This is a genomic window from Vibrio sp. 1159 (assembly GCF_033340395.1).
Taxonomy (GTDB): Bacteria; Pseudomonadota; Gammaproteobacteria; order Enterobacterales; family Vibrionaceae; genus Vibrio; species Vibrio alginolyticus.
In genome coordinates this window covers 100,059-121,569 of the sequence record NZ_JAWOWL010000014.1, presented here as the reverse complement: position 1 = coordinate 121,569, position 21,511 = coordinate 100,059, and the positions used below count along the sequence as shown (strand labels likewise).

Genomic DNA, 21,511 nt, shown 5'->3' with positions numbered 1-21,511 from the left:
GCGATTGATCATGGTGTAGGTCAAGATGAGCTGGTGACTAACGTATTGGTTGAAAGCATTCAAAGTGATGCTGACGGTACACAAGAGACGGTTGTGGCACCGTTAACGATTACTATTTATGACTCTGATCCGGTGATTAGAGATGACACATACTCAGTCGTAGAAGATCAAACAATTACGGGCAATGTACTTGAAAATGATATTGATCTTGATGGAACACTTTATGTGAAATTTGTAGAGGCTGGCGGGGAGCAGAAGTCAATTCTAGAGGGGGGATCCGTAAGTTTTAATTTAGAAAAAGGCGAATTAACCGTATTTTCTGATGGCTCTTGGCAGTTTGATGCAGGTCGAAACCTAGATCATTCGGTCGAGCAAAGTGTTTCTTTCAGCTATTTAGCTGCAGATGACTCCCAAGACTATGGCTTGGCTAACGCGACCATTGACATTACTGATGGACAAGCAGGTTACGTAGGCAATGCGACTATAGACGTAACAGAAGTCCCTTTGGATGGCCCGATATTGAACTTTGAAGGAACTGTCAATATTGTCGCGGGATCTGACAACCCTGATCCGAGTAGTTTGTATTTCGGTGGGTCATCTATTACTAAGTTAGAAGCATTAGGGCTTACAAGCTCAGTCTCTGATAATGAGCTTAGCTACACGTTAAGTTCCAGCGGAAAGCAAATTACAGCATTTGCGAATGGTGTCACTGTATTTACGTTAACATTGAGTGGCGTTGAGTCGGGTAACGATGTATTAGCTTCAATTTCGCTTACTCTTGAGCACCCTATCGATCAATTCAATAGCAGTGATACGGTCACTTTCCCGTTGACCATTGGTGGCGTAGATTTAGATGCCACACCGCTTGTAGAGAATGAAATTGACTATGTTCTAAAGGATGGCGCAGACCCAACTTTAAATAATTTGAATGGGGTAGAAGTAAAAGAATCTGATCTCGCAAATGGAAGTGTGTTGAGCTCAGGGAATTTTCAAGTTGAGGTTGGCAGTGATTACCTCGAATCTTTGTCGTTCATCGTCTCTGAACAACCCTTGTTGACGAGTGGTGAACAAGTTGTGCTTTATCAAGTCTCTGCGGATGGCAAAACACTTGATGGTTATATTCTTGACGAAGATGGGCAAACTCAGATTCCCATCTTTCAAGCTACCCTCAATGCTTCATTACCTATTGATGCAAATAGCGACATTACCTACTCCTTTGAGCTTTTTCAGGCTCTCGACCAACAAGAAAATACTGATCCAAACGTGCCTCTCGTTGTTACTGCAATGGACTCAGACCAAGATAACACGTCGGTCGTTTTAGACATTAATGTGATGGATAACGACAATGGACAAGCGCTAATCAATAGTGGCAATGTCGAGTTGACCGAAACACCTGTCGATACAAACATTGCTCCTGATGGGGTTTCAGCCATAGCGAATACGGATGTGATAGTTACGTCATCATTCGATCCGATTGTGTATCTGGGTGTTGACATAAATGATGGAGATATTGTCAAAACTACGCTTGGTGATGCTGTTACTTATAACGGAGAGGCTGTCACTTGGTACGATAACAATGATGGAAGCTTTGACGCAATTTCAGACACTGGAGACGTTGTATTTAGGGTCACGTTACCTAGTGACTTCTCTTTGCCATCAAATGATACGTCTACCGTTAATGTAACTGTAGAGCTTTATCACTCGCTTGACCATGTTTTAGGTGATGGGACGCAATTGTCGATCTCTATGCCCATCGTGGCGAGAGATTCTGATGGAAGCGAGATCTCTACGGAGTCCAACATACTGGTCTATGATGGCTTGTTTCCGGAACTAGTAATTACAGAGGGAATCACAGTCAATGAAAGCGGGTTGAATGATGATTCGCTTGATTCTGGCATCGAGGGCTCGTCACCATCCATTACGCTATTACAAGGTTCAGACTCTATCGCCAGTGTGAGCGTGAATATCGATATGTTCAATGCGCTCGGCTATAAAACAAGTAGTGGTAGCCTGGTTTCGCTTGATTCACCGGACTCGAATGGTTGGTTATATGCAAGAGATGAAAGCGAGCAAGACGTCTTTAGAATTAGATTTAATACCGATGGGACTGTCGAGTTTGATCTATACCGTGCACTTGAACACGATGAACCTGACGGTGTTCCAGCGGACGAGAACACATTAGAACTCAGTTTTTCAATTTATGCCGTTGATAAGGATGGCGACCAGTCTGAAGCTGAGACATATACCGTTAGTGTAGTAGATGATATCCCTGAAGACACAAGCTCACCAATAGAAATTGAACTTACCGAGGGGGATGAGTTTTCGGGAAACTGGTTTAGCAATAATGCCGACTTAATCAGTTCAGATGGCACGTTGATTTCAAGTTTGACCTATGCAGGTGAAACATACGATACGGCGAGTTCGGTATTTAGCAATGATGCTTGGACCATCGATTTAATCAATAGTAGTGATGGTAACTTAAAATATGGAACGCTGACTATTGCTCAAGATGGGACATTTACGCTAACTACCGAGCTTATTGTTAATACGCCTGTAGGTGGTTTGCTTGATGATCTAACGATAACTGTGACGGATGCAGACGGTGACCAAGCAAGCAGTGAAGCTCAATTAATTCTTGATGATGCCAGGGGTTTTATTCGAACCGTTAATGTAGATACGTTAGAAGATAATGGCGCGAATAATAGTGGAGACCCCACGCCAGTCGCGTTACCGATTAGAGTTTCTCCTGGGGATACGGAGAATAATGAGCGTGTTGAAGCGATAAGGATCTCTGTTGAATCTCTACAAGGAGGGGCTCTGTTTTTAGACGGAGTGCGCCTTGAAGATGATGATAATGACGGATTTATTAGTCTTTCTGGTACAGAGCTAATGGGGGTGGGTATATTCACCGTTCCAAATGGTGATCTCACTTATCAACCAGCGCTAAACCTGTCGGGCAACACTATCAAAGTTTCGTTAGCAGTGTCTGCATTAATCGTATCTGATGTCGAACCAGATGGTTTTGTATTACAAGGCAATAACACGTTAAATGTTAACGTCTTACCGGTTGCAGATTTGCCAGAGTGGTCTAATGATTCGGACTTTTCTTATCAAAGTGTTGAAGATTCCGCTGAATCACTTTCGCTCAATATTGTCGCTGAAAAGTTTGACCAAGACGGTTCTGAAACGCTCCACTACCAAATTTCGAATATTCCAGATGGACTTATATTAACACTTAACGGAAGTGCTATTGAGGAAGGGAAATCGTATAGCCAATCCGAGTTAGATCAAATTGAAATCACATCTAACGAAAACTTAGCCGGAAGATTTACTTTTGATGTAACGGCAGTAACGACTGAGTCGGGTAGTGTGTTTGCCGATGAGCAAGATAAAACAGCGGAGATCACTGAGCAAGTTGTTATCGATATATCTCCAGATGCCGATGTGCCTGCGCTGACCGTTAAAAACATTCAGGGGCTTGAAGACCAAGCGATTGACTTAAAAGAGTACATCTTAGGGCGGCTCACTGACACAGATGGCTCGGAGTCTCTGTCTTATCGCATAGAAGTTCAAGATGGTTGGACATTGCCTGTCGGAGCTGGGATTACGCTTATCGGTATTAATACCTACCTAGTGACCTCCAATGCTCTAGCCAATTCGGAGGCGTTACTTCAACCAAAATCGGATATCAGCTCATTTACTGAATCTCTATCCCTTCAAGTAACCGCCATTTCAACAGAGTCGACTATTGATGGCTTAGCACCTCTTAATGAAACCGCCGAGAGCCAATCTGCAACCATTGACATTAAGCTAAAAGGCGTGGTCGATGAACCAATTGTCCTAGATGGTGGACAGGGGAATTGGCAATATGATCAAGCGACTAAAGTAATTAGTAATCTCTCTACGTTAGACGAAGATAACCTGATACAACTGGATTTTATCATCCAGACATCAGACGACGATCTATCAGAAGAAATTAATATCTTGCTTCAGAACATCCCTGTGGGAACACAACTGACAGATGTAAATGGTGACCCTATTGCTCTTCCAATTGCATACGTGGACCCAATAACGGGGCCAGTTTATCAGGTCTCGAACGCTGTTCTTGAAAACACTTACCTCAAAACAGAGCAAGATTTTAGTGGAACACTGAGCATGGATGTTATCGTCGTTTCAACAGAGCCGGATGGTGATTCTGCTGAAACCCCTCTTAAAGTGGAAATGGAAATCTTACCTATTGTTGATCAAACTGACGGTCAAGAATTACAAAGCAATGGTATTGAGGACAATTTCATCACACTAAATCTTGAGCCTGTCGTTAATCAAGATATAGATTCTAGTGAGTCCTTGACAGGATACACCATTGTATCCATTTCAGATGGCTTAACACTTTACTTTGATGGTAATGCAGTAGAGGAAAGTAATTTACCGTTAGAACTCAATGAACTACTCGATGGTAGCTCGGCAACATTATCTGAGTTGTTAAACAGTGGACGAATCACTGTAAAAGCTAATGAAGACCTAAGTGGGACGTTTAGCCTGGAAGTTCAGTACGAAGTGACAGACACGTCTCCGACGATGGAGACTGATGTAAAGGCAATCAATGGCTCTTTGAGCGTCGTGGTTTCTGGAAAAGTGGATATTGGTAATGAAGATATTGACAAAACACGTTTAGAAGGCGCGACTGAAGTATTCACAAGTACGGATGGGTCTGCTGTTGACGTGAGTGGAGGCATTACATTTACAGAAGCGGATATTGATGGTTCAGAGTATCTCGATTACATCGTTTTACAGATACCGCAGGGTCAAGACCTCATTGTTACTCATCCGAATGGTGCTTCTCAAGATGCCGATGGGAACTGGCTGATTCCAATGGAAGGAATCACAAGTGATAGCGTGTTGGAAACCGCTCAAGATTTGCTTGCTGGCGCATCGATTTATAGCCCATCTAACACAGAGATACTTGATGTGAATGTGTTAGCGTATGTTCGAGATGGAACGGATGCTCAATACATCACAGGTCAGTTCCAAATTCAAATTACTGGCCATGAAGGAGATGGAGACCAGTGTGCTGATCCTGGTGAACCGGGAAGCGTTCAAAGTGGGGATATTGTAGGTAAAGAAGGTGAAGATGTCTCAATTGGGGCGTTTTTAAACCCTGATGTGGCGAGTAGTGATGATAACTTAGTTTCCTTCTTTGTCGCCGCAGATTCTTTACCTGAAGGAGTCGAGCTTACTGGCGAAGGTGTGATACCTGCTTATGATAATACGGGCAATCTGTTGGGTTATTCAATTTCTAGCGCTGGATTGTCTTCCTTGACGCTTACTGGCGTGGATGAGGACTTTGCTGGTTGCATTACTTTCAATTTAGAAGTGACAGAAACGGCCCCATGCGATGGTGACTCGAAAACAACCGCTCAGACCATTACGGTACAAATCTCTCCTGTTGTCGATGATATCGCGATAGCAACAAGCCAAGTTACGGTTCAAGAAGATACTATAACCAACCTGAATCTTGCTCTTGTATTGGGCGATAGTGAAGGGCCAATGCAGTCCATTACTGGAGAAGGTGACGCAGCGACTGGCCTTGAAAGTGTCAATTGGGTTTCTTTATCGGTGTCTGACGAGAATGCGCGGTTTACTGCCGTGGACCCGAGCCTACTCATTGACAACGGTGATGGAACATGGGTAGTGACAGATGTTACGCGTCTAAACGAAATTCAGTTAATCCCACCTGAAAACTACAGTGGAGAGCTTGTTATTTCCGTTGACGCAAACATTACTGATGAAGTCACGGGAAGTTGTTTAAGTACTGACAGTGCGAAAGATACTCAAACTAAATCAACAGAAGTTACCGTTACCATTGCCCCAGTGGTTGATAAAGCGGTTCTGGAAACAGAAGACGTAGTTGGTAATGAAGATAATTATATTTATTTAGGAAACTTATCTGCATCATTAATCGATCAAGATGGTTCTGAGTCGATGTCTTTGGTCATGACAGGAGTGCCAGACGGAGCCGTGTTGGTTTGGGACAATAATGGGACGTTCGAATTACTCCCTGATAACGGTTCAACGGATGGTGAGAGCAAGGAGTGGCAGCTAACTCAAGCACAACTTGATAAGGTTTACTTTCTACCGCCACTAGATTTTAGTGGGGATATTTCATTAACACTGCAAGCTATTACCCAAGAGTCTGGATCAAACGACTATAACTATACCACTTCTCAGTTCAACGTCGGCGTAAAACCGATTGGCGATGATGTATCTTTGAATACAACCTCTAACACGTTCACTGGAGATGAAGGTGATTCCATTTCGATTGACTTTTTAGCGAGCGGTTTTGAAACAAATAGCAACGAATATATAGAAGTGTCGATGTTGATCAAAGCAAGCTCTGAACCCTCTGCATTGGAAGGCTTAGGTAGGATTCGTATTGGAACTCAATTCTCATCCTTTACCTTCGATGACGCGGGCAATGCCGTGGCGACGGTATTAGTGCGAGCAAATGAAGTGTCAGGTTTGGAGTTCATTCCGAAGGATGCATTTGGAACGATGGATGTTGCTCTCAATGTTAGAACGTTTGATCAAGCGATAGTGTCAGAGACACTCGAAACCGATTTTGGAGATGTGCAAACTACCGATCTAACCATTGTTGTTACCCCTGAAGCTGATGAGCCAACACTAACGGCCGATTATCAGTCTATTGTGTCTGAAGCGTCTGGGAGTATTCCTTTGGGGTTGAGCATGAATTTAGTCAATCCTGCACCCGAAGAGTTTGGAAGTGTGGAGATTCGCGGATTACCAACAGATCTAGAGTTGAGTCATGGTGAAAGATTGAACGGCATTTATACTGTTGATCAAGAGGATGTCGCTGATCTTTCCATCGTTGGCGGGTTTAGCGGTGCAAGTGATTTTACGTTGTCGATAAAACCGATTGCAACACTGGGTGCTACAGTCGCAGAAGGTGCTGCTCAGACAGTCAATGTTACCTTAGTGGAAGAAGGGGGCCAAACATTACTTGCGACAGATGCTAATGATTTGCTTATTGGAGGAAGTGGCAGCGATGTATTCCAGTTTGACAGTTCAGGGCTCGGTAACGAGTTAAAGCCCTCGTACGATGTGATCAACGATTTCCAAATATCCGTTATTGGTGATGATAATGACACAATTGACATCGCCTCGATAATCACCGCTACCTCGATAACAGAAGTCGATAATAAGCTCGATTTAACAGAGAATGATGATGGCGTAACGCTTCACATAAAACCAGAAGAGACGGGGACAAAACAACAGATTCTTATGCAGGGCGTCACTCTCGATCAGCTTTACAAAGGTGACTCGACTGGCGTAGCCGAAGAAAATGTCTTACAGAAGATGATTGATGACAACAACTTGCTAGTAGGTGGTATGTCATGAAGCATCACTCATCCTCATCAAGTGAGCTGACTAACGATCCTTGGGGGCAATCGTTAACTTGGTTGATGCGTTATTTTGAGGTTAGACACCATACAAAAAAGGTGCTTTCTGGATTACCTCTTGTTGAGGGTAGATTGGATAGTGACTTATTCATCAGAGCCGCTGAGCGAGCCGATCTTGAACTCACATTAATCGATTTAAAATCCACCGCAATGTTGAGCTTTCCATTGGTGGGAATCAATAGGAAGACGTTACAACCCGCTATTATATCTGAGCGACATAACAGCGATTATCAAGTCACGTTATTTAGTGAAGATCAAGGTGAAACGCAATACGTCACGAGCGAGGAGCTGCATAATCAATTCCAGCCTCAAGCATGGCAAGTTTCTATGCGTCCAGAGTTGGACAAACGGATAAGTTCTATTCAAGCGGATTATAATGAACATTGGCTTTTCGCCGTAGTGAAAGAAATGTCTCCGTGGTATCGAGATCTTTTGATTGCCTCTTTCCTTATCAATACGCTAGCGCTAGTTATTCCGCTTTTCACTATGAACGTTTACGATCGTGTAGTGCCTAATCAAGCTTTCAGTACATTATGGGTTTTGGTCGCTGGTGTCTCCGTCATCATTATTTTTGATTGGCTATTGCGTAAAGCAAGGGGAGTTGTCACTGATACCGCGGGTAAGTACATCGATAACAAGCTTTCTTCGATACTTTTTTCTAAAGTTATGGGGATGAAACTTGAACACCGTCCTGCATCAGTCGGTGCATTCGCTCGACAACTACAAGATTTTGATAGTGTTCGCGATTTTTTTACTTCTGCATCTCTTGTGACCTTAGTTGATCTCCCATTTACGTTGTTATTTTTAGTCTTAATAGGTTGGCTAGGTGGGGCAATGATGTTCATACCTATTGCCGTCATGTTTATCCTGCTGATCCTTGGCTTTGCGGTAAAAGCAAAAATAGAACAATCACATACGGAAAGTGCTGCACTATCCATGAAGCGACAAGCTCACTTGTTTGATTCATTGTCCTCTTTAAAAGAGATTAAGCAAAATAACGCTACGGGAGAAGCACAAAAGCGTTGGGAGCAGACGGTATCCATGCTTTCTGATTGGCAAAATCAATCGCGAAACTATTCGAATATCGTTGCTTACTCCATTCAATCTAGCCAGCAGATAATTACCGTAATGTTACTTGTAACAGGCGTGTACAGAATTTCTGAGGGATTGCTCAGCATGGGGGGGCTCATTGCTATTGTCATGCTTAGCGGTCGTGCTGCAGGGGCGATTAACCAGTTAGCTATGCTGTTACTTCGCTATCAACAGACAAAAACAGCGGTTGAAGGCTTAAATTCTATCATGTCTTTACCTCAGGAGGTGCAACGCAGTCAGGTCATTACGTCTGCCGAATTTACAGGGAATATACGTTTAGAAAACGTGAGCTTCCAATACCCAGATGTTGATATGCCATGTTTGAGAGATATTAATCTTACTATCAAGCAAGGCGAACGCGTTGGCGTTATTGGTAGTGCAGGAGCAGGAAAGTCTACACTCCTTTCTATTATTACCAATCAACTCAGTGCCTTACAGGGTAGCGTTTATTTTGATGACATTGACAGTCAGCTTTGGCCCGCCGAATTGATAAGAGAGAAAACGGGTTGGGTTGGCCAAGATTCGCATCTTATATACGGCAGCATTATGGAAAACATAGTATTAGGACATCATGTTATTGATCAAGAACGTTTACGCCGTGCGATAGAATTATCGGGTTTGAACCAGTACATGAGCCGCCTTCCTCATGGTCTAGAAACGCAAGTCGGAGAAGGAGGGCGTTATTTGTCGGGGGGGCAAAGGCAAGCTGTAGCGATTTCAAGAGCGTTTTATCGAAACCCTGCAGCATTAATTTTAGACGAGCCAACCAGTTCCTTAGACCAGCCAGCTGAGAATGCGTTGTTTAATGCTCTTAAATCGTTGCCGCACTCGACGACGATGATTATTAGCTCTCATAAACATTCCTTATTATCGCTTTGTGATCGAATTGTTGTGCTTGATAAAGGCACAATTTTGAGGGAAGGAGCGCCCCAAGAAATTTTTGCTAAACAACAGTCTAACGCGAAAACGAACAGAGTACGCGCAGTATCAATTGTACGCGAAGGAGGTCAATGATGAGCACAGTTCGTTGGAGTAATGCTCATTTAGCAAACCGTTCGAGAACGTTGATTTGGTTGTCTGCCGCGTTAGTGCTAAGTGTGATTATTTGGGCCTCGTGGGCGAGGTTAGACGAAGTGGTTGTCGGCGAAGGAAAGGTTGTTCCTACTTTGTCTGTTCAGACGATTCAGAGCTTAGAGGGAGGCATTCTAAAGGAGTTACTTGTCATGCCTGGTGAAAGCGTCACTAAGGGGCAAACCATCGCTATTCTGGATGATACAAGGTTTAAGTCGACCTATTCGGAGACCTCTGAACAAGTTGAATCTTTGCTCGCCAGAAAGCAGAGGCTTCAAATTGAATTAGAAACGGTAAAAGTGAATAGCCTCCAACTGGATTGGAAACAACAAGTGAGTATCGAGCCTCAGCCATTTGATATTTCGATGACCGGCCACTCTGCCTATCTGAATGCCAAAGCAAACTATCTTGAGCGGTTGAGCCAACTGGAGTCTGAGCTGGAGGAGGCTAAATTGCGAATTGAGCAACAATCGCAAGCTTATCTAGATACCTTGAATACCATTCAAACACTAAAAAGCAGTCTGGTTATTGTCTCGAAAGAGCGAGATATGTTGAGAGAGGTGGTTTCTAGTGGCGCGGTGGCTGAAGTGGAATTATTAAAACTGAATAGAGACGTTATAAAGCTCAAAGGAGACATCGCGAGTTCACAAGCTGCTGCCCAAAAGCAAAGGGCTGTGTATTCTGAATCCATCGCAGATTATCGTGGTACTGCGCTTGCTTTTAGGGCAGAGGCACAAGGGCAGCTCAATGAAGTTGTGACGCAACTAGCGCAGCTCAATGAAAGTCGTCAGGCGATTGCGGATCAGTTGAATCGAACGCAGTTACTTTCTCCGGTCGATGGAACCATCAAAGATGTTTTTGTCAGAACCATCGGAGGTGTGGTTAAGCCGGGTGAGCCTATTTTAGAAATAGTCCCTCGTAATAGCACGTTAATCGTTGAAGCGAGAATTTCTCCTCAGAATATCGCCTTCATAAGGCCTGGCCTGCCGGCAACGGTAAAGTTGTCTGCCTATGACTTTGTCATTTACGGAGGCCTAGAAGGAGAAGTGACCTACGTAAGCGCCGATGCACTTCAAAATGAAGAGGGCAATGCCTACTACCGTGCCAACGTTACTTTCAAGGTTGATGATAAGTTTACGATCATCCCGGGAATGCAGGTTGTGGTAGACATTCTTACAGGAGAAAAAACAGTACTGAATTATTGGTTAAAACCTATATTACGTGCGAAAGAGAATTCGCTCAGAGAAAGATAGACATAAGGATATAAGATGCGGCTTAAATCAACGTTATTGGTCTTGTTTGCAGTATCATCGTCGCCAAACGCTTTGACTTTAGAAGAGTCAGTTACGTTATCTCTCGATAGCTCCCCCAGTTTGCTTGCTCGCTATTCTCGCTATGAGTCGATGGTACGAGACCGAAATGCCATAAATGGTTCATTTCTTCCTCAGGTTAATTTGTATGCAGCAGCAGGGTACGAAGGTACTCGATATAACAACGGAAACTACATCGACAGTGAAGATAGAACATTAGAAAGAACGGAGATGGGCGTAAGAATCTCCCAACTGTTATTTGATGGATTTAAAACAAGTGCTGATGTTGATCGCCTATCTTACGAGGCTGAAGCTGAACGCTTGGACTTATTGGCATCTGCGGAAAATGTTGCATTAGATACTGTCAGAGCGTATGTGGATGTTTTACATGCCCGAGAGTTGATGAAACTGACAGAAAGAAACCTAAATGAACACCAAGAGATCTACCGTTTCATTCTAGATAAAAAAGAAAAAGGTTTAACCAGCAACTCCGACTTAGCGCAGGTTTCTTCGCGTGTCGCGACAACACAGTCCTCATTGATTGCCGCCCAAAACAATCTTTCCGATGCTAGAACAAGATTTGTACGTTTGGTTGGTCGAGCGCCGCAAAACTTAGTTGAACCTGTTTACCCGCAGGAGTTGCTTCCGAATAAGCTTGACGAAGCACTCAAACAAGCGGTTAGGTTGCACCCATCCATACAGTCAGCGATGAAAGATTTAGAGGCGGCTCGACATGAAGTAAAAAGAGAAAAGGGGGATTACTACCCAGAGCTCAAGCTTGAGCTGTCAGCCAACAAAACAGACAACGTGGATAATATTGAAGGCATTAACGAAGATGCAAAGGTTATGCTGACGGTCAACTACGATCTTTTTAACGGCTTTTCTACAGACTCCCGAGTGGAGTCATCCGCCTGGAGAGTAGAGGAGGCGAGGGCTATTCGAGCAAATGCAGAACTAGATGCGAATGAAGGTGTAAGGCTAGCATGGGACGCACATACATTGCTTCAACAGCAAATGGAGTATTTAAAAGTCAACGTTGATGCGGCGAAAGTAACTGAATTAGGGTACATCCAGCAGTTCAATGTAGGGCGACGCAGTTTGTTAGATGTATTAGATGCCAAAGTTGAAACGTTTGTTGCGAGACGGAACTATACCCGAACAAAGTACGATCATTTGGTTGCCACTTACCGTTTATTCAACTCGATGGGGATTCTGACTTATGCGTTGCGAGTTGAGTATCCAGAGAACTGGAAGGAGAACAATAATGGATAAATTCGCAGTGACGAGTCTTCTAGTTTTTATGTTAGCAGGCTGTGCTGAATCACCGAATACGACGTTGACCACTTACCAGTACAACGACCTTAAAGACAATGATAGTGATGGCGTGATAAACCAACGAGATAACTGCGCAGATACGCCAAAAGGTGTCGTTGTTGACAGTGAAGGCTGTGCGAATTGGGTCAACGACTCGCAGACACACCTGATCAGTTTTTTCTTTGCGATGGATGAGCATCAGGTAACGCCATTTCATGATATGCCGCTAAGCGAATTGAAAGCACTGCTTCAGAGTAACCCAAATGCGCAAGTCATACTGATAGGAGACACAAGCCCTGAAGCGTCACTCGAATACAACAAAGCGTTGGCAAAGAAAAGAACGGCAGCTATACGAAAATTGCTAGTGAGAAACGGCATTCAAGATAATCGAATTGAAGAGCAAGAGTTTTATCAGAATACGGCATTGACGGTACAACTAAAAAAACGGGAAAGGCGCACAATTGCTGTTGTAAACACGAAAGCTGAAAGTACTGAACAAGCGTGGACTATATTTAGTTCGGACAGCGAGTTGACACCTAATTCGAAGTTGGAGTTGAATTATGAAAATTAAAGTATTGCCTTTCTTTGCTCTAGCTTCATGTTTGATTTCACCGCTGGCATTTTCTGACTCTGAGGCTCGAACATCGATTTTTGTCGAGCCAGAGATACTAGAAACGATAGAAACATTGATAGATGAGCCAAGTGTAAATGTAGCGCTTGCATCTCAGTCTGGTGGTTTTAACGACATGCTAAATGACGGAACCTCTATTGCGATCACATCTAAGAAATGGTCAGATGAAAACATCTCCCGATTTCAACGAGAAAGAGGCCACAGGCCTACACGTTTGTTTTTAATGGCAAACGCTATTGTCGTAATCAATAGTCAAAAGAGTACGGTAGATAGTGTTTCCGTTAGTGAATTGAAACGCTGTGATGCAAATACGTATGCTTTCGGGGAGATGCGTTTAAGTAACCCAGGTGTGAGCTCTAATGGTTGTCAATCATCGATTCAAATGCTTGATGAAGACCGATTGAAACGGGCTTTAAGCGACGACTTGTCAGCCAAAGCTTATATGCGATACTCCGATTTTAAATACTCAGAACAGTGGTCGAGCTACAAGGCTCTCTCTGTTCATCATAACGATGACTCATGCTCTTTGAGCACAGATTGCATCTATTCTCTTCGCTATCCATTTTCCGTGGTCTATTACGTTTATATAAATAAACAATTCGACACTAATCAGAAGATCAAAAAATCAAAGCTATTTGAACTCCTTACAACCGACCACAATACACAACAGGTACGAAATGCTGGGTTTATTCCACTACCAAAAGCGCTTATTAAAAGAAATAGAGTGAAGTTAGGGCTAGATGAGCCAGTTGTTTTAAACGGGTATAAATAAACTTCATACGCCTAACTATGTGGGCTGAGTGAACGTACCGTCCTAGGAAGTTTTGCCTTGCTGCTCATTTATCTTTGGTTAACCTTTGGTCAATTGAGTTGGTTGTAAGTGGTTTTGTTGGTAATTTTTCTATTATTGTGGCAAATTCACTTAAAATCACTTAAGTGAATTTAAGTTATGACACAAGAAGAAAGACTCGTAGCACTCAGAGCGAAGCTGGAGCAGCAAAACAAAGTAACGTTGTCTGAAGTTTGTGAGTACTTTGGTATCTCGCGAGATTCAGCTCGCCGAGACTTAGTTAAGTTGAGTCAGCAACCTGGGTTACAAAGAATACGAGGTGGTGTCATGCTTGCGCCGATCTCTTCCCATACCGAGGCATACGCGAGTCGACCCGTGAGTGACGTTAAACATCGACTGGCTCAAGCTGCCGCAGCGTTGTTGGATGAGCGCGACCATCTTGTTATTGATACCAGCACCATTTTATCTCTGCTCCCACTCTATGCAGGAAAAGCACATTGTGGAGAAAACAAGCTCAACGTCGTTACTAACAGCATTGATGTGCTGACCGCTGCTGAGACAAACGACACAATGGACGTTTATTTCTTAGGCGGACACTTTGACCCTTATGCCAGAGCAGTTTTAGGGGCGCAAGCAGAGCAGCAAATGCAGCATTATCACGTGAACAAAGCGTTCATTGGCGTGTGTGCATTGTCATCCCGGGGGCTGACAACAAATAGTTTGTTAGAAGCAACAATGAAACAAGCGATGATTGCTCAAGCTCAGCAGGTCATCGTCGTTTGTGAATCCCGAAAAATTGGTAGCGACAATTTCCACCACGTATGTGATTTGTCAAAGATCGACATCATTATTACCGATCATCCTCCTCAATCAGATTTTCAACAACTCCTCGATCACAATGATATTGAATGTATTGTTGTGTCACCGAAATAAGGAATCTTAGAATGGCTTACGATCCCGTAAAAACCGCTGTGATTGGTTACGGATATTCAGCAAAAACGTTTCATTTACCCTTCATTAAAGCGCTACCAAATTTAACGCTGAGCGCGATAAGCTCGCGTCAACAGGAGGCGGTTCAAAATGATTGGCCAGATGCTAAGTGGTTTTCTGATGCGAATACTTTACTCGATGATAGTGATGCAGAGCTCGTAATCATTACTGCGCCAAATGACGTACATTACGAACTTGCAAAGCGTGCGTTGAACAATGGGAAACACGTCATCATCGAAAAACCGTTTGTTACTCGGATAGAAGATGGTAATGAACTTATCGCCTTGGCGGAAGAGAAAGGTCTGGTGCTGAGCGTTTTTCACAATAGACGTTGGGATGGAGACTTTCTCACGGTTAAATCTCTTATCGAACAAGGTAAGTTAGGTGATATAAAGCTGTTCGAGTCACACTTTGACCGTTACCGCCCTGAAGTTCGTCAACGCTGGCGAGAGCTAGCTCAAGATGGTGGTGGTATTCTATTCGACCTTGCTCCTCATCTTCTCGATCAAGCATTGGTGTTGTTTGGCTTGCCAGATGCGATAGACGCACAATGTCGAATGATGCGTCCGGGCGCGACGACGATTGATTATTACAACTTGATACTTCATTACCCTGAGCATATTGTGCACTTGCATTCAAACTTGTATAGCCCAGAGCCGAATCTCCGCTACAAAGTATTGGGTACGGAAGCTAAATATGAAAAGTTCGGATTAGATCCTCAAGAGGGCTACTTAAAAGAAGGCCGTTTGCCGGAAAACGATGCTTGGTCGGAAGAAGATGAGGTGTTATACGGCGTCCGTTACGACGAAGACGGTGCGCAAACTATCAAAACGGAGAGAGGCGAGTACCAAGCTTACTTTGTTGGTGTGGCAGACGCCATTCGTTTGGGCACTGATAACCCGGTTCCTGCCGCTCAAGCAGTACAGAATATCGCTCTGATTGAGATGGCATTGGAAAGCAGTAAAACGGGTAAAACGATTCAGGTGAAACCATGAGTTTGACGCTTGAACTCGTGGCCCTGCAAGAGCATGAACTTCAGTTGGCGGAATTTAATCACCATATTGCGTGGTCTATCGGCCTCGCTCTAAAAGAAGAGGCTGAAGCTCGCGGCGCGGCTGTTGCTATTGAGGTTTACGGCTTTGGACAAACGCTATTTCAATACGCGATGGCAGGAACCTGCGCTGATCATTTAGATTGGGTCCGTAGGAAGCGAAACTCAGTATTAAGGTATGGCCACAGCTCTTACTATCTTTCTCTGTACAACAAGCAAAAGCAACGTGATTTCGAAAATCAGCCTCATCTCGATGCTCGTGAGTACTGTGCTCATGGTGGCGCGTTCCCAATTCGGCTTTCTGGGTCTGGTTTGGTTGGGGTTGTGACGGTATCGGGTTTACCGCAGTTAGATGATCATCAGCTAGTTGTGGATATATTAAAAACGATGACAGAGACAAAACCCTCTTAAACGCCAAATATGAAAGTAGCACGGTTCTTTATCGTGCTACTGAATTCTCTTTTTAGCTCATAAAGTGTTCTTTAATGTGAGCAAATATTAACATTGATCCCAACTTACTACCTGAAAATCAAATCAATTTCATATAACCTATACGCTCATTCATATAGAAAGCCTTCAAAGTTGGCCATTGGCAATGTCTTTTAGAAGAAAAGAAAAACTCAATCTTAGAAATCTTATTGTCACCCTATGTGTGTTCAGTGTGCTTGTCACTTTGATCAACGCATTCTACTCGATTTATCGTGTTCAAAGGGATCTCATCATCAATAACACGTTAGAATCAAACCGTGTTTACGCCCAAAAAATGTCTGAAATGACAGACTCTTTCATAGAAAGCTCAATGTCGCAGCTAAAATACAGTGCGAACGTGCTAAAAGACAAGATGCATGACGCTCAGCTTCTTGATAAAGAGGCTGAGAGATTAAGAACGCAAACCAAATCATTTAACTCTGTGGTTGTCGTTAATGCAAAAGGGGTTATTATTTCCGTATCACCTGAAACACTTCAGGTGAAAGGTGTAAGGTTAGTGGGTGAAAGAAAACGCCAATCTTTAAACGCTCAAGCACCAGTTGTTACTGAACCATTTATATCGCCCGCTGGAAATTACTTGTTAACCATCTCATACCCTATATTTTCTCAATCTAATGAATATTTAGGTTATATCGGCGGCACTATTTATCTAGAAAAAGAAAATATTCTCGCAGAGTTACTCAGCCAGCACGCATACAAAGATGGTTCTTTCCTTTACGTTGTCGATGAGAGTAACACTCTGATTTATCACCCAGATCAATCGAGGGTTGGTGAAGTAATCGACGATAATGAAGCAATCAAAGCGGTGACGATGGGGCAGAGCGGCAACAAAGAAATTGTTAACTCTCGCGGCGTCGAAATGCTTGCTGGTTATGCGCCAGTAAAGTCATCAGGATGGGGAATTGTTGCTCAGCGCCCGAAATCGATGACGTTATCTGTGCTAGATGAACAGATGTGGAATGTTTTCCTTAAGTCGATTCCAATTGGTTTATTAACTTTGTTGCTAATTTGGTTCTTGTCCCTTCTTATTTCTAGACCACTTTGGCAGTTAGCGGGTGCTGTGCGAGGTGTCGAAGAACATTCATCATCTATCGATGATCTCAAACTGGTTAAGTCTTGGTATTTTGAGGTCTCACATTTGAAGCTTAGTTTTCTTAAAGCATTTGGTATCGTGTCAAAAACCATTGATAAGCTGCAACTGGATACATTAACAGATTCGATGACTGGATTATTGAATCGACGTGGATTAGATAAAGTTCTTGGTTTGTTTAAGCAGGAAAATACCGCGTTCTCTGTTTTGGCGCTAGATATTGACCACTTTAAGAGCGTAAACGATAACTATGGCCATGACGTGGGTGACAACTTACTTAGAGAGTTTGCGCAGTTAATGAAAGACCAAGCTCGCTCTAATGATCACCTGTGTCGTTCTGGCGGTGAAGAGTTTATGATGTTTTTGGAAAAAACAGACGTAAACCACGCTATGGATGTTGCAGAGCGTATTAGACACAACGTGGAACAACATGACTTTCAGGTGGTTGGTAAGGTCACGGTTTCGTTGGGCGTTTCTCACTGGAAAGGCAATGACACACCAATTGAAGCGGTAATGAAAGACGCCGATAATGCACTGTATAAAGCGAAACATAATGGAAGAAATAGAACGGAGTTGGGTGACGACGCACAATAGATATTGCGCTTTATGCTGAACATAAAACGAGCCAGTGACTAATCTTTGCTGTTAATCGCTGGCGTAACCGCTACCAATTGCGCGAAACGGCAAGTTCAGCTCTAATTCTGGAATTTGTTTACCCACCCAAGCCGGAAATGTATTGCTATTTGGCCCTGGAAACAGCGTATATTCTTCAGCCCAAGGGTATTGGTTAATAACACTTTGTATTTTAGGGATAAGCTGGCGGGCCTTTTCACCTTGTATGGAGAGGATCTTTTCTGGTTTTGCACCATACCAATATCGATCTGGCGTCCCAGTTTGGTACTGATATAGAGCGGGTTGTCCGCGATTCACTCTCCAGCCGACTACTTCATACACTGTATATTCGTTCGCATTTTCAGGCTTTATTGCAAACCATGTATGAACGGCAAACCAGCCTCGCCAACCAAACGCGTCTGCGGCGTAAAACTCAATCACAGCATGCTTAACATTGGAAGGATCGGGTGCGATACCCGCAGGTTCTCTGCTAGCGGTACGCCAATCTCCTTGAGTGCATCCACCCAGCATAACCGCGATTGACATGAGCCAAATTTTTACATGGTGAGTAAAGTTGAGAGGGTCTTTCATTTATTGCTCCTAGACCAACCGATGCTGGTAACGCTCTATTGATTTTAGCTATAAAAACGTGGCAAGTCTGATTGTTGAAATCCTCTCCTTATTAAAAGAGAGAGGGAAGTTAGTGCCATAATTCCAGTTCATACGTAATAATAAGGTAAGCCGATTTGTAACATGTGGCATAGACGATGCCGTATTTCTCGATTCATTCGTCTAGTTGCGTATGAAAAAGTAAGAGGTTGTATGTATTCCTTACACGGGTACATTAATTAAAAGCATTAAAAAACATAGGTTTACAGTGGATTTTGACTGATTGAGTGAGTTTGTGACCCTCACATTTGCTTGTTTTGGACGGAATTTTCATCGCTCATCTTTTTGCGCGTTTAGAGTCAGCGTTCAGCTATGGCACAATAGGCGCTCACAGAACAAGTGCTGTTTGGTCATGCAAATAGCAGAAAAATAACTAGAAATAGAATAATTAATGTTTAAATCAAAAAGTATACTCGCATTAAGCATGTTCGCATTTGGCTGTTTTGCCCATCAAGATAGCGAACCAACGTCCGTTGTGCTGAACTATGGTGACTCCTCCATCAGTACTGATATTCAAGCCAATCGAAAATTTCATGTTGTCCGAGACAATGAAAGTGAGCACGTAGAATTTTCCGGCGGAATCATAAAGGAGTATTCCGACTATATTGTGAATGTTCATATCATAAGAAAAAGCAAAATACGCAGATCAAGCCGAGAGTTGAATACAACCGTACTTATGAACAGTGATCAGATTGGGAAGCCTTTAGTGATTGGCATTGAAAATGATGAGTTCACTAGTATCACTTTGCGTTAATGCTTAGTATTTATTGAATAAGAATGAGGAAATTGATGCTCTCAATACGCTGCTATCGCACCGAGGATGCCCCAACACTGTGGGCACTCTTTTACCATACTGTGCGAATCATTAATCGTCGCGATTATACGGAATCACAAGTTTCCGCTTGGGCACCATCAGATTTTGACCTCGATGTGTGGCAACGAAAAATGGACGATATTCAACCATACGTCGCGGAGATAGAAGGGCAGGTCGTTGGCTATTGTGATTTGCAAGGTGACGGCTTGATTGATCATTTCTTTTGCCATCATAAATACCAAGGACAAGGTGTTGGTCGTGATTTGATGTCTTTTCTTTTTTCACAGGCGAAAGTACAGGGGATAAAACGACTGTATTCTGAAGTGAGTATTACCGCCCGACCTTTTTACGAGAAAATGGGTTTCACAGTTAAGTCTCGACAACGTGTTGAGGTTAGGGGAGAAACCTTAACTAACTTTATGATGGAAAAGTATATTTAACTTAAATAGTGAGCATTTAGTGAGCTTGAACACAGATATAAAATGTTTTCCAATGTGAAAACGAGTTCATTGATCTCGCACCAACGTTTTGTTTGAAAACAGTGTACATAATCTTCTCTGGAACGCCATTACCGCATTTCGTCTCTGAAGGCTTAAAAACAGTCTGAAAGTTTTGGTTTTGCGGCGGGTAATAGCGTTCCAAACGCCAAATGTGTCTGGCTAACCATCTCAGGAAGAGAAGTAGTACTATGCGCCCTTATCTCAAATACGTTGTTCCAACATTGATACCATTGCTTGTTTGGTTGATGCCTCTCTCTGCGTTCCCATTTGATGGCATTACTATCGTCCAGCAAAGAGTGATTGCAATCTTCTTGCTTGCCGCACTTTGCTGGGTATTCGAGCCAATTCCAATCTACGCCACTTCGGTTGTGATCATTGTCCTAGAGCTATTGCTTGTATCAAATAAAGGTATTGTGCTCTTTCGTTTGCAAGAAGGGCAGCCACATTTTGGTGAGCCATTACAATACAACGAGATAATGGCGACCTTCGCTAGTCCGATTATCATGCTCTTCCTCGGCGGTTTCTTTTTGGCTATGGCGGCGACAAAGTACAGGTTAGATGTCAACTTAGCCCGAGTGTTACTCAAACCATTTGGACAAAAACCAAAGTTCGTTATGCTGGGGTTGATGCTGATCACCGCTGTTTTTTCCATGTTTATGTCAAACACCGCAACAACAGCGATGATGTTGTCCATTTTAACCCCTGTGATAGCGGTTTTCGGGCCTAAAGACCCAGGTCGAATTGCATTCGCCTTGTGTATTCCTGTTGCAGCCAACATTGGTGGCATTGGTACTCCAATCGGCACGCCACCGAATGCCATCGCCCTAAAATATTTGGTTGGTGACAACTTAATTACGTTTGGTGAATGGATGGTATTTGGTGTGCCATTCGTTATTGTGATGATGGCGTTAGCTTGGTTTCTGATTGGCTTTTTGTATAAAGCCGAACAAACCACCATCGATCTGAACATTAAAAGCAAGTTTTTGAAAACACCCAAAGCAATAATGGTTTACGTCACCTTTGCCGGCACGATTATTCTTTGGTTGATGGGTTCTGCACATGGAATGAATTCTTACACAGTAGCATTAATTCCGGTGGCAGTGTTCTCATTGACGGGCATCATCAACAAAGAAGACTTGAAGAAAATCTCTTGGGATGTGCTTTGGTTGGTGTCAGGCGGTATTGCTCTGGGCCTTGCTCTAGATAAAACCGGGCTTGCGAAGCTGGTGGTACACAGCATTCCGTTTGATCAGTTCTCGCCATATGTTGTCTTGTTTGGTGCGGCTTTCTTGTGCTTGTTAATGGCAAACTTTATGTCGCATACAGCCACCGCAAACTTGCTGATGCCGATTATGGCTGCGCTGGGTACTTCTATGGCTTCGCTAACGCCTCTCGGCGGTGAAGTTACTCTGATCTTGGTCGTGACATTTGCTGCTTCACTCGGTATGTCGTTACCAATCAGTACGCCACCAAACGCGTTAGCTCATGCAACAGGGCATGTCGAGAGCGGCCAAATGGCTCGTATCGGTGCCGTGCTAGGCGTGATTGGCGTATTACTCAGCTTTGTGATGGTGTGGATTTTACATACTGTTGGGCATATTGGATAACCC

The 21,511-nt window shown here is 43.3% G+C and carries 14 protein-coding genes; 13 read left to right on the top strand and 1 reads right to left on the bottom strand.

The annotated features are described in order from the left end of the window. The first annotated feature begins 33 nt into the window (after nucleotides 1-33). The 10 genes from R7127_RS13155 to R7127_RS13110 all read left to right on the top strand — a co-directional run bounded on the left by R7127_RS13155 (nucleotide 34) and on the right by R7127_RS13110 (nucleotide 17,900). Nucleotides 34-7,416 carry an Ig-like domain-containing protein gene (locus tag R7127_RS13155; protein ID WP_262585058.1) on the top strand — a complete coding sequence of 2,461 codons (7,383 nt, stop codon included), beginning with the start codon at nucleotides 34-36 and terminating at the stop codon, nucleotides 7,414-7,416. Then, nucleotides 7,413-9,584 (top strand): type I secretion system permease/ATPase, encoded by a 2,172-nt coding sequence (locus tag R7127_RS13150; protein ID WP_050550048.1) that lies wholly within the window; start codon nucleotides 7,413-7,415, stop codon nucleotides 9,582-9,584. The genes R7127_RS13155 and R7127_RS13150 overlap by 4 nt, the downstream gene beginning before the upstream one ends. Continuing rightward, nucleotides 9,581-10,894: an HlyD family type I secretion periplasmic adaptor subunit gene (locus R7127_RS13145; protein ID WP_021033865.1), complete on the top strand. Its 1,314-nt coding sequence runs from the start codon at nucleotides 9,581-9,583 to the stop codon at nucleotides 10,892-10,894. The genes R7127_RS13150 and R7127_RS13145 overlap by 4 nt, the downstream gene beginning before the upstream one ends. Nucleotides 10,895-10,909: 15 nt before the next feature. Beyond that, the gene (locus R7127_RS13140) at nucleotides 10,910-12,223 is read left to right on the top strand and encodes a TolC family outer membrane protein (protein ID WP_033905223.1); all 1,314 of its coding nucleotides are present in this window, start codon (nucleotides 10,910-10,912) and stop codon (nucleotides 12,221-12,223) included. Further along, entirely contained in the window at nucleotides 12,216-12,836 is a 621-nt protein-coding gene (locus tag R7127_RS13135; protein ID WP_033905224.1) for an OmpA family protein, read from the top strand. The genes R7127_RS13140 and R7127_RS13135 overlap by 8 nt, the downstream gene beginning before the upstream one ends. Continuing rightward, entirely contained in the window at nucleotides 12,826-13,668 is an 843-nt protein-coding gene (locus tag R7127_RS13130; protein ID WP_033905225.1) for a hypothetical protein, read from the top strand. Before R7127_RS13135 ends, R7127_RS13130 begins: the two co-directional genes overlap by 11 nt. 177 nt (nucleotides 13,669-13,845) lie before the next feature. Continuing rightward, nucleotides 13,846-14,619: a DeoR/GlpR family DNA-binding transcription regulator gene (locus R7127_RS13125; RefSeq protein ID WP_033905226.1), complete on the top strand. Its 774-nt coding sequence runs from the start codon at nucleotides 13,846-13,848 to the stop codon at nucleotides 14,617-14,619. An 11-nt stretch (nucleotides 14,620-14,630) separates the two neighbouring features. Continuing rightward, nucleotides 14,631-15,671 (top strand): oxidoreductase, encoded by a 1,041-nt coding sequence (locus tag R7127_RS13120; protein WP_262585063.1) that lies wholly within the window; start codon nucleotides 14,631-14,633, stop codon nucleotides 15,669-15,671. Beyond that, entirely contained in the window at nucleotides 15,668-16,138 is a 471-nt protein-coding gene (locus R7127_RS13115; RefSeq protein ID WP_033905228.1) for a heme-degrading domain-containing protein, read from the top strand. Before R7127_RS13120 ends, R7127_RS13115 begins: the two co-directional genes overlap by 4 nt. 184 nt (nucleotides 16,139-16,322) lie before the next feature. Further along, nucleotides 16,323-17,900: a sensor domain-containing diguanylate cyclase gene (locus R7127_RS13110; protein ID WP_005389121.1), complete on the top strand. Its 1,578-nt coding sequence runs from the start codon at nucleotides 16,323-16,325 to the stop codon at nucleotides 17,898-17,900. A gap of 51 nt (nucleotides 17,901-17,951) precedes the next feature. Here R7127_RS13110 and R7127_RS13105 read toward each other — a convergent pair whose 3' ends face one another. Next, nucleotides 17,952-18,509, bottom strand: a complete 558-nt coding sequence (locus R7127_RS13105) for a DUF3750 domain-containing protein (protein ID WP_033905229.1) — start codon at nucleotides 18,507-18,509, stop codon at nucleotides 17,952-17,954. Nucleotides 18,510-18,978: 469 nt separating this feature from the next. On the opposite strand from R7127_RS13105, the gene R7127_RS13100 reads away from it, so the two are divergent. The 3 genes from R7127_RS13100 to R7127_RS13090 all read left to right on the top strand — a co-directional run bounded on the left by R7127_RS13100 (nucleotide 18,979) and on the right by R7127_RS13090 (nucleotide 21,508). Next, nucleotides 18,979-19,341 (top strand): hypothetical protein, encoded by a 363-nt coding sequence (locus tag R7127_RS13100; RefSeq protein WP_050550049.1) that lies wholly within the window; start codon nucleotides 18,979-18,981, stop codon nucleotides 19,339-19,341. 35 nt (nucleotides 19,342-19,376) lie between these two features. Then, entirely contained in the window at nucleotides 19,377-19,841 is a 465-nt protein-coding gene (locus tag R7127_RS13095; protein WP_033905230.1) for a GNAT family N-acetyltransferase, read from the top strand. A gap of 248 nt (nucleotides 19,842-20,089) precedes the next feature. Further along, nucleotides 20,090-21,508 carry an SLC13 family permease gene (locus R7127_RS13090; RefSeq protein ID WP_033905231.1) on the top strand — a complete coding sequence of 473 codons (1,419 nt, stop codon included), beginning with the start codon at nucleotides 20,090-20,092 and terminating at the stop codon, nucleotides 21,506-21,508. Nucleotides 21,509-21,511: the final 3 nt, after the last annotated feature.